General features: G+C 65.5%; 8 protein-coding genes and 1 pseudogene. 6 read left to right on the top strand and 3 right to left on the bottom strand.

Annotated features, from left to right (window positions below; all coding sequences use genetic code 11):
• Positions 1–818 precede the first annotated feature (818 nt).
• Positions 819–1,295 carry an Imm1 family immunity protein gene (locus ABZ805_RS03850; RefSeq protein WP_358433863.1) on the bottom strand — a complete coding sequence of 159 codons (477 nt, stop codon included), beginning with the start codon at positions 1,293–1,295 and terminating at the stop codon, positions 819–821.
• A 51-nt stretch (positions 1,296–1,346) separates the two neighbouring features.
• Between ABZ805_RS03850 and ABZ805_RS03845 the strand changes: the two genes are divergently transcribed.
• Positions 1,347–1,562: a hypothetical protein gene (locus tag ABZ805_RS03845; protein ID WP_358433861.1), complete on the top strand. Its 216-nt coding sequence runs from the start codon at positions 1,347–1,349 to the stop codon at positions 1,560–1,562.
• Between the two features lie 2,691 nt (positions 1,563–4,253).
• Here ABZ805_RS03845 and ABZ805_RS03840 read toward each other — a convergent pair.
• Positions 4,254–4,457 (bottom strand): hypothetical protein, encoded by a 204-nt coding sequence (locus ABZ805_RS03840; protein WP_358433859.1) that lies wholly within the window; start codon positions 4,455–4,457, stop codon positions 4,254–4,256.
• A gap of 263 nt (positions 4,458–4,720) precedes the next feature.
• Between ABZ805_RS03840 and ABZ805_RS03835 the strand changes: the two are divergent.
• Positions 4,721–4,972: pseudogene (locus tag ABZ805_RS03835) on the top strand (WhiB family transcriptional regulator); the annotation flags it as partial.
• A gap of 70 nt (positions 4,973–5,042) precedes the next feature.
• On the opposite strand, the gene ABZ805_RS03830 reads toward ABZ805_RS03835, so the two are convergent.
• Positions 5,043–5,210: a hypothetical protein gene (locus tag ABZ805_RS03830; protein WP_358433856.1), complete on the bottom strand. Its 168-nt coding sequence runs from the start codon at positions 5,208–5,210 to the stop codon at positions 5,043–5,045.
• A gap of 1,395 nt (positions 5,211–6,605) precedes the next feature.
• Between ABZ805_RS03830 and ABZ805_RS03825 the strand changes: the two genes are divergently transcribed.
• Genes ABZ805_RS03825 through ABZ805_RS03810 form a run of 4 tightly spaced genes read left to right on the top strand, consistent with a single transcriptional unit; the run spans position 6,606 to position 9,587 of the window.
• Positions 6,606–6,896, top strand: coding sequence for an MSMEG_0570 family nitrogen starvation response protein (locus ABZ805_RS03825; protein ID WP_358433853.1), 291 nt, complete (start codon positions 6,606–6,608; stop codon positions 6,894–6,896).
• On the top strand, positions 6,893–8,203 hold the full coding sequence (locus ABZ805_RS03820) for an MSMEG_0569 family flavin-dependent oxidoreductase (protein ID WP_358433850.1): 1,311 nt from the start codon (positions 6,893–6,895) through the stop codon (positions 8,201–8,203). Before ABZ805_RS03825 ends, ABZ805_RS03820 begins: the two co-directional genes overlap by 4 nt.
• Positions 8,204–8,211: 8 nt before the next feature.
• Entirely contained in the window at positions 8,212–9,039 is an 828-nt protein-coding gene (locus tag ABZ805_RS03815) for an amidohydrolase family protein (protein ID WP_358433848.1), read from the top strand.
• A 26-nt stretch (positions 9,040–9,065) separates the two neighbouring features.
• Positions 9,066–9,587, top strand: coding sequence for an MSMEG_0572/Sll0783 family nitrogen starvation response protein (locus ABZ805_RS03810; RefSeq protein ID WP_358433845.1), 522 nt, complete (start codon positions 9,066–9,068; stop codon positions 9,585–9,587).
• The last annotated feature ends 32 nt before the right edge of the window (positions 9,588–9,619 follow it).

Raw genomic sequence — 9,619 nt, 5'->3', positions numbered from 1 at the left:
GGGAACGCCGCACCGACATCCACCACGGCTTCCTCGCCCTCGCCTGCGGACTCATCACCTGGCGCCGACTCCTATCCCGAATACGTTAGGAGCACGAAGGCAGGATAGCGATCCAGACGCCGATCATGGTCGCGATGTAAACCCGACGAAGTTCACACCCACTCGCTGCCCGGCCAGGCGGGCGAGCCGATCAGCCGGGCTCTCCGGGTGATTCCGCGAGGCCTTACGTAGATCTCTACGGATCCATTGTGAACGCGTGTGATTCCTTTGTCAGCGGACGTGCGGGGAAATGGTGCGGTGGGGGCGGAGTTCGTAGCTGGACGAACCCCGTGCAGCAATGCCAGGTGTCGTCAGGCCAGTGCGTGCGCGCCGCGCGCGGGCGCTCGACGGTGCTGGTGATGGTCGTGGCGCCGTTGGAAAGGTGGCGGTGCTGCAGGGCGGAGAGCACTTCGAGGACGTGGTAGACGAACTTGCCGCTGGGGTGCGCGGCCAGGTCCAACACGCCCAGGGCGCGGAGCGGCTTCGGTGGGATCGGGCGCGCGGGATGGACAGGCATAACTTGGTCCAGCTCTCGTCGCCATGCCTGCGGAACAGCGCCGGGTCATCGAAGTGGGTGGCGTCGGGGCCCCTGGGGCGTGCCGCCGGTTCCGTCATGGCGAGCGTGATCATGTTTTCGGGGTGGGCAGGAAGGTGTTCGTAGTCACGGGCGAGGTGTCGGTGGCGGGTGAGCCCTCCCCGTGCGTCTTCAATCTGACTTGAACCGCAATCCCTGTACTTTAGTTCGATTGACACTCGGCGGCGCCCGGTTCGTCAAGGGATCATTGGGGGGCTGAGTCGTGTGCGGGTTGCCAGTTCAACGTGAGGGGTCGCGTGGCGGTCTGCAGGAACTCCACTAGTGCCTCGCCGAGCGTGGCGGTGGGGATTTCGCAATGTGGAGGAAACTCGTCTGTTTCGTAGATCACGGGTTGGTCGGGTCCGCGGCCGTGGCTGTAGAGGTGGACTGGTTCGGTGTGGTGGCCGTCGTTGCCCTGGTAGGACAGCGCGCCGCGGTCCTGGTGGACGCCGGCGATCACGTAATGGTCGGGCACGGTCAGGAACGCTCCGGGGGCGTCTTCATCGGGGATCAGCGTCTCCATCCGTGGGCGCTGCGTGTGGGTGAGCAGGGCGTCGCTGACGGTGTTGCTGGACAGCCGTGTGATGAACTCGCGGACTTGTTCGGGGGTTGCTAGTTCGGTGACGTGCTCGGCGGGCGGCTGGTCGGGTGTGTGGACCCAGTACTGGGCTTGGAGTGTCAAGACGTGCGCTTCCCTTCGTACCGGTACGGTTCCCCGCAGGACCCGTAGACGATGAGTGTGGTACCCGGGCGGGAGGAAATAGCGAAGGAACTGCTCCGGGTCTCGTCCATGGTCATCGTGGCGGCTTCCTTTGATCTCGATCTGCCGGGCGATGTCTGGCTAGAAGCCGCCGCGCTAAACGGCGGCGGTGTAGGCCAGGTCGGTCTGCCCGGAGGGCAGCTTTGTCCCACTGGCCAGCTTTTGATCTTCGGCACCGTTGTCACCTAGCAGCCGCCACCCGCGCAGCGGTTTGCCGTACGGCCAGGGATGTTCCAGCCGGGCACCATAGGCAGTGGCCCGACCCGCGGTCGTCCCTTTGGAGACACCGGGAGCCGTTGCAGGCCGGGACGCTTCCGTAGGAGACGTATCGGTGCCACGGTACTGGTTGATCCATTCCCCGGCGTGGCCCCGCGCGGTCCGCAGGAGTTTGTGCACCTGGTCCAGCTCGACGGGCGCGCACCCAGCCGTGCTTGTACTGCGGGGACTGCGCTATCGGGGGTGAGGAGTGAGGATGCCGCGGAGTTTGCTGATGTTTTCGGTAAGCGGCGCCATCGGTCACGGGCGTTCGTTGTAGGAGGTGATCTCTACGGCCGCGTGTTTCAGCGCCGTGATGATGTTGGCAGGGCGCTGCGTTGCCGCGGATGCGGCGGCGACCGTTGCCTGCGCCGAAAGATGCTCGCTTTCCTTCCAAGCGGAGACCAGGCTCCTGGGTGTCCTCAGCGTTGTCGAGGGTCACGGACAGTGGGTGTTCCCGTCGGCGGCGGACGCCGGGAAGACCTGGTCCGCCGCCGTGCTTCGTGCCACCAGGGCTGCCGTCCGATACGGTGGTCGAGCCGTTGGTGCGTGTTCTATGAACCCCTCATGGTGAGGGGATTCCTGATGGCATCGGTAGTTTTCGTGGTGGTAAAGCACAGGGCTGGTTTGATTAGCGTCTCCAACGCTGTCACGACGCCCAGTCGATCTCGAGTGATCGTCGCGGCCAAGAAAGTGATGGCTGTGAAGACGTCAGTGTTGCGTCGTTGACCTCGCAGCCACAGGCGACCATACCTTTGGGTGAGGCCGGAGGATGCAAGGACTGCATTAACTGGAAATTTCTGTTAAATTCGCCTTCCGGGCGCACCCGAAGAGGTGAGTGCGCCTGGTGCTTCCATGCCAATATCATTGGTCAATGCGCCTCTGGTCCCTGACAAAGATCGCGTCTGACGATATCTCGCTGAACGCTTGGCTGGCGTTTCGTATTTCAGTTCTGCTGGAAGTGTCATCGGTCGATCTCGAACGAGCGTGTCGAGAGTTCGATATACTCCTCTGGCGGTGGGGCGCCGAGCGAGTCGGTCGGGCGCTCGTCACTATCATCCGCGACTTCCGGCTCTAAACTGAACTGGGGCGCTCGCTGCTGGCTCCGGCGGCCCTACGTCGTCAACGGTGAAGTTAAGCAAGGATCAACGTGCCGTGGCTCCAAGGAGCCGGAGTCCGAATCGGCTCTCGGCTGTGGCAGCTGCAAGAGTCACATTTGCGCCTTACTCGAGGCAGGCGAAACTTTGATCGGGGACCTGGTCGGAACCCCTTGGCGAAATCCTTTCGCGTGAAATGTAGCCGGGATGGCGATTTTGCGCAATGACTGTTCTGCTGCGGGGCCAGCGGATATCACTGGGATTGCCGCGGAATTGTCTTCGTTGGTAAATTAACCGATGCTATCGGGGTCCGAATGTGAACACTGGAATATTGTGGTAATTACACATACCGCGAGTGGTGGATGAATAGGAGAGTGGGCGGGCGTCCGTATCGGGAGCACAGCACGACTCCGACATTGGCGATCGATGGGGATGTCTGAGTGTCCGCATTAATGTGATCGCTTTCTTGGCTGTCGTAGCGATCGGGCGTGGCGATCATGGCCTGAGGTAGGGCGCCGGTCCCGTGTCTCCCCGATCGCGACGAGGCCGGCGCCCTCCCGGGGTGGTGCCGTGCCCCGACATCGGCGCCACTGACCTAGTGTGCGCGCATGTTGTTGCGAATGCATCTATGTTGCGTCTGATTGTGATTGAGGGCACAAAATAATTTGTGGTCTGGCTTCGTCAGGTCGCGAGGCCAGTGTCGTCACTGTCCTGAGTACGCGATGGCTCGGGATGGAGGCGAGTGTGGATGAAGCGGTACGTGGGTTCGGAAGTTGAATTGCTGCACATCTGGCTAACTGGGCAGGTCATCGGTTTGTTGGACGAGTCCGGCCGGGACCTCGAGGGGGCGTGCGCGGAGTTTGATCGGTTGGTGCAGCGGTGGGGAGCGTCGGCACTGTCGCGTGCGTTGGCTGAGGCCATTGAGCGGCACCGGAGCAACTAGGTATCCGTGTAGCGTCCGCTAGCCGTGTGTCGGCGAGGAGTCCTCTGGTTCGTAGGGTGATCGATTGTTCTTCGCTTGATGTCTTTGCTGCTGCGGTGTTGAATATAGCGCCCCGACTGTGTCAGAATGAGGGATTCTGTACCAAAGGTTGATTCCGAGACTCTTTGAGCTCGGCGACGATCGCGGACTTCAGTAGCGAGCTGCGGATGGAAGTGGGGTGTCTGGTTGCCTTGGGGGCGTGCGTTCGAGCGGAGCTGTGCGGGAAAACCAGGTGTGAGGGTATCCCGCGTGCACAGCCGTCAGCGGGTTGCTCGGTATGCCACACCGCTTCTCGGCGCCGGTCGCCGAACGGCATGATTCACCTGGTGAAGAAATCCGAGAATTGCCGGAGCCGCCGGGCTACCTGCGGATGATCCGCGCAAAGCATGTCGAGAAGAATCTGCTCGCCCGTGCACGAGGCGCCGTCGCGGCGCCCGGCCCCGTCGCCCGTCTTGATGATCTGGGATCGGCAGGGGAGAGGACTGCGAAGAATAGGTCGCGGTTCGCTCCGGGGTGCCATCGGGGCGGGCTCGCTTCTTCTCGGCTCTAAAAATCTTGAACGAGGATGTCGAGAGCGCGTCCGGCGCGTTCGGCTCCCCATGCGGCGACGAGTTCGTCGAACTCTCGGCAAGCCCGTTCGAGGTCGCCGGAAGCGGTCTCCAGCAGGTCTGATATGCGTCCGGTCAGCCAAATCTGCAGCAGCGTGTCTTCGCGTACCGGATTCGGCCTCTGGGTGGCCTGTCTGTGCATGGATCAACAGTATTAGGGCGCAAGTACCAGTTGCATTCACCCCTTCGGTGGCACTTGCCGGTTGTTCGCAACTTGCTGCGGCGGCCGCACCGAGCGCGACGCCCGGCGGTCGGCGCGGATTTGGTCTGGCGCTGAGTGGACCCGCCGGCAGCTCGCCCCGTTGCGGCGCTAGATGTGACGACGAACACGAAATGGGCTGCATCATGGCTCGTCCGGGTGACCGTCCCTTGGGGGTACAAGCGCTCTGAACGGGGGTTTTGACCATGCGCATCGGTGACGGCAAACCGGCTATCGAAGATCGACGGCCGGACTGGTACCAGTCCGGGCTCTGTGCGCAGACTGACCCGGATGCCTTCTTTCCCGAGCAGGGCCAGCCGGGTACGGCCGCCAAGCGCATCTGCGACGCTTGTCCGGTCCGCGAGGCCTGCCTCGAACACTCGTTGCTGAATGACGAGCGGTACGGGATTTGGGGTGGTCTCGGGGAAGCGGACCGCCGCAAGCTGCGTGCCGCCGTTCGCCCCCTTCGCGATCTCCTCGCGCCGCGGCCCGACACCACTCTCCGGCGGCAGGATGTGGCGTGAACGTTCACTTGCTCCGCTGCACGACTTCAGCGACGAAGGAGGCGTGATGGCTGACGGCACTTCGAGAACGGACGTCGAACTCGAGAACGCCCTCGCGGCGTTCGAGCACGCACTGGCGGGACGAGCACGAACGCAGGAACGCCATGCCACTGTCGAAGATGAGGACGAACACCTTCGCGACCTGCGATCAGCGGTGCTTCAGCGGGCCACCGCATCACCGTCCACGACTTGGCCCCGATCGCGGTGCTCACGCTGCCACGGGCAGCAGACGATCACGACTTTGCAAGCCCGATACGGTACCGACGCCACGCCGCGCTTCGTCCTCGCTCCGCGAATGTGCCCGCAATGCAGGGGAACCGGAATGAGCCTCTCCCTCGCTGATGATCAGCGCGACTCCAGCTGAGGCGCTCGGGCCGGCCGGCGCCGGTGGCGTCAGCAACGGGTCTGCGCGCACTGCAGGCGACGCGCCTGACGCTGCGTGGCCGGGTGGTCGTTCCGATCCGAGGCGCGCCTCGGTGCCGAGAGGGTCGTGGTCGCCGAAGGGGCATCGGTGCGCGGGTATGGGGCTCTGTCGAGGGGCGTCCACCGATGCCGGGGCGGGGAGGCGGGGCGCTTGCCGTGGTCCCGTCGGCTCGGGGACTGGCGTCGTGGCTCGCGCTTCGGTCCGTGCGGGCGGTGTGTGGGGAGCCCTTCCTGCCCGTGGGGAGGGGCCCGAGCCGAGCCTCGGCTCGGACGAGGCAACCATCAGCCCGACTGCCCGAACGACCGGGGAGCGGCGGGAGCGGTCTCATCAACTGCACGAGACGGATGTACCGCATGATCGGCTTTTCCGGAGGGTGTCCGTGTGCTCTTTCCTCCTCCCGCGGCGCATCCCCTGGTGCACCACCGATCCATCAGGGGCTGGTTATGCCCCGCCGATGGCCCTGGCCGCTCCTCCGCCGCGAACCTAAGGGCGACGCGGCGTCGAACAACTGCGGTACAGCGCTTTCCGTCGCGATCGCCTGCACGCGGCCGTCGTTGAACTTGGGGAGCGTGGACCCCTGTCTGCCCCGTCCTGGCGAGCCGTCGCACATTCGGACATCCAGGACGTCGATTCATCGGTGGGCGAGGTCGACCGCGTCCGCCGCATTCGATCTCCTCGGCATCGATGTACCCGGTGGAGTGCGGGTCGAGCAGCCGGCCCCGCGGCGCGGACAGTGGATGTGGACGGTCGGACGGCTGCACTCCTGACGTTGAGCCGTGCGGATCGAGCCTGCCGCACGGCTCCACACGACCGCTCGGACCGCGCCGAGCGGCGGGTCCTGGACGAACTTCGAGCGGTGAGCCGCACGGACGAAGTGAGGTGCGGATCCGGCGCGCGTCAGCGCGCTCGGTCGGAGTCGGCGGCCCGGCTGGGGCGGGGACTCCCCACGAGCCCGTTCGCCGTGTCGTAACCGATGCCCGTGCGCTGGTACCGCGTGTTCTTCCGGATGTCGTCATTCGGAAACAGCTGGTCGTTGGAATTGCTCCCGTCGGCAGCGACGAGGTTCCGCCTCGTCTTCCCGCTACTGGAGGACCGATGCCAGAGATGCGGTTTCGAGTGCGTTGGCCGGACGGTGCGGTCCAGCAGTGCTACTCGCCATCCACGATCATCGAAGATTACCTCGAGGTCGGTCGTACCTACGAGGTCACCGACTTCGTCGAACGCACCAGACAGGCGCTGCGGATCGCCGACGAACGGGTGCGGGTGAAGTTCGGCTTCGGCTGCACCGCTGCCGAAGGGCAGCTGGCCGAGATCAACGCGACCGCCCGCGAACATCCGTCCGATGGACGGGTCGTCGTCGAGGCGATGCACTCGCCTGCGGGGAGGCGGCGATGACCCCGCGCGAGTCGCGCTACCCGGTCGTGGTGGTGGGTGGTGGGCAGGCGGGACTATCGGCCAGCTACTGCTTGCGGCAGCGCGGAATCCGGCACGTCGTGCTCGAAGCCGAGCGGCTGGGCCACGACTGGCGTTCCCGTCGCTGGAATTCGTTCTGCCTCGTCACCCCCAACTGGCAGTGTGCGCTGCCGGGATTCGAGTACCGGGGAGCCGATCCGGACGGGTTCATGCTGCGTGACGAGATCGTGTCCTATTTGGAGAGCTACGCCGAATCCTTTGGCGCACCGGTGCTGGAAGGGGTGCGCGTCACGCGCTTGCGACGGTTCACCGGTAGCTCGTACCTGCTGGACACGACGGTGGGGGAGATCATCGCCGAACAGGTGGTGGTCGCCACCGGTGCTTACCACGAGCCGAGCAGACCGGCTGTGGCCGAACGGATCCCGGCCGGTATCGAACAGTTGCACTCGGCAGACTACCGCGACTCCGCAGTGCTTCCGCCGGGCGACGTACTGGTCGTGGGCAGCGGTCAGTCGGGCGCACAGATCGCTGAGGACCTGCACTTGGCGGGACGCGGTGTGCACCTGGCCGTCGGCAACGCGCCTCGGGTGGCGCGGTTCTATCGGGGCCGCGACTGCGTCGCGTGGCTGGACGAGATGGGGCATTACGCCAAGACCATCGACGAGTTCGCGGACCCCGCCCAGGTGCGGAAGCGGGTGAACCACTACGTCACCGGCCGGGACGGCGGGCGGGACATCGACCTGCGCACGTTCGCGGTCCAGGGCATGCGGCTGTACGGGCATCTGCTCGACATCCGCGACGGCCGGGCCGCGTTCGGTGACGACCTCAAGTCCGGGTTGGACGCGGCGGACCAGGTGATGGAGTCCATCAAGGACGCCATCGACGCGCACATAGCGGCTCGCGGCATCGACGCGCCCACCGAGGCCCGGTACACGCCGGTGTGGGAGCCGGACCCGGCGACCCATCCGCGCGAGCTGGACTTGTCCGAGGCCGGGATCACGACGGTGATCTGGTCTACCGGGTTCCGCGCGGACTACCGCTGGATCGAGGTCCCCGTCTTCGATGGTCGCGGTCATCCGGTGCACCGCCGTGGCGTGACCAGCGCACCCGGGCTGCACTTCCTCGGGCTGCCCTGGCAGCACACCTGGGGCTCCGGCCGGATGGAAGGGGTCGGCAGGGATGCGCGGTACCTCGTCGAGCGGATCGCCGCGTCCCGCCGCATCACCGACGTGTGCGGTGCGCTCACCGGCAGATCACCGTCACGTTCCGCCGTCCCGTCGCCGAATTGAGGTGAGCAGTGAGCGACGACCTGGTCTTCGACGCGCACCGGCATCTCGGGGTGCTGCCAGCGCATCCCTTCTACGGTGGTCCGGCCATCAATGCCGATACCACCGCCCGAGCCACGGTCGACCAGTTGCTGTCCGATCTGGACGCGGAGGGGACCGAACGAGCCCTGGTACTGCCCAACTACGGCGTGCCCGACCCTGACGTCGCCTTCGCGCACAACGAGCTGGTCCTGGAAGCCGCCCAGCGGGACGACCGGGTGCGTGCCGGGCTGTGGGTGTCCGCGCGACCGGAAGATCGAGCGCGCACGGCGAAGGCGCTCGCGTTGGCCGGTGAAACCGGTGTGCGGGCGCTGAAGCTGAGCTTCCTGCTCGGTGGATCACCGACGGCGCCGGAGTGCCGACCCCTGCTCGACGAGATCTTCGCGGTCGCCGAGCGCCACGGCCTGGTCGTGCACGTGCACACCTCGCCGGGTGCCGCCTCCGACATCGACCAGGTGGGCAACCTGGTCGACTGGTACGCCGATCGCTGCGCGGTGCACCTGGTGCACTTCGGCGGGGGCATGAGCGGCCACATCAAGCTGGCCGGCTCGCGATTCTTCGACTGGGTCGCCGCCGGAAAGCGCGTGTACACCGACCTCTCCTGGGCCATCGGCTTCGCCCCGCACTGGCTCGCCCGGGAGATCGAGCACCGCGGCATCGGCCACGACCGCGTGCTCTTCGCCAGTGACCAACCGTGGGGTGACTTTCCCGGCGAGTACGCCCGGATGCGGTCCGCGGCCGGTGACGGCTACTTCGGCGAGCTCGTGTTCCGCGAGGCCTTCGCCGCGCTCTACGACTGAAAAACATCGTGATCAGAGGAGAAAACATGACCGAGACCGTCGAACTCACCGATGTCGAGCGCAAGTCCCGCGACGAGATTCCGCACCCGTCGTTGCCGGAAGGGTCCAGCATCTACGGGGCCACCAAGGTGTTCCCCGACTACGAGGCGGAGAACGGGGAAACCTACTTCACGTTGGTGCACGGCATCGCGCACGAATCCTCGGTGAGCTTCGTGGCCGTGCTGCAGGCGACCCGCGCGCTGCGCAAGGGCTTCGAGTCGGCCGTCTACTTCTACGGGCCGGGTTCGCTGAACTGCCTTGCCACCCGTGGATTCCCGACGACGGGGAACTCCGCCTTCCCCGGCGAGCACAACATCAACGACCAGCTCAAGACCTTCATCGCCGAAGGCGGGAAGGTGTACTGCTGCCGGTTCGGGCTCTCGCTGCACGGAGCGCGGGAAGAGGACCTCATCGAGGGCGTCATTCCCACCCATCCGCTCGACGTGCAGGACGCGGTCATCCACTACGCGCGGAAGGGCGCCATCATCAACTCCACCTACCAGCTCTGAGCCGCTGTTTCGAAATCTCATCCCGAGATTCG

Origin of the sequence: Saccharopolyspora sp. NPDC047091 (assembly GCF_040643635.1) — a bacterium.
Classification (GTDB): domain Bacteria; phylum Actinomycetota; class Actinomycetes; order Mycobacteriales; family Pseudonocardiaceae; genus Saccharopolyspora_C.
The sequence above is the reverse complement of the archived record's forward strand: the minus strand, read 5'-3'. Positions and strand labels throughout refer to the sequence as shown.

What these genes read in the sequence shown, in the direction of transcription:
- ABZ805_RS03845 (WP_358433861.1), top strand. Translation starts at nt 1,347, where the DNA reads ATGAGTGTGGTACCCGGGCGGGAGGAAATAGCGAAGGAACTGCTCCGG.
- ABZ805_RS03840 (WP_358433859.1), bottom strand. Translation starts at nt 4,457, where the DNA reads ATGCACAGACAGGCCACCCAGAGGCCGAATCCGGTACGCGAAGACACG.
- ABZ805_RS03825 (WP_358433853.1), top strand. Translation starts at nt 6,606, where the DNA reads ATGCGGTTTCGAGTGCGTTGGCCGGACGGTGCGGTCCAGCAGTGCTAC.
- ABZ805_RS03820 (WP_358433850.1), top strand. Translation starts at nt 6,893, where the DNA reads ATGACCCCGCGCGAGTCGCGCTACCCGGTCGTGGTGGTGGGTGGTGGG.
- ABZ805_RS03810 (WP_358433845.1), top strand. Translation starts at nt 9,066, where the DNA reads ATGACCGAGACCGTCGAACTCACCGATGTCGAGCGCAAGTCCCGCGAC.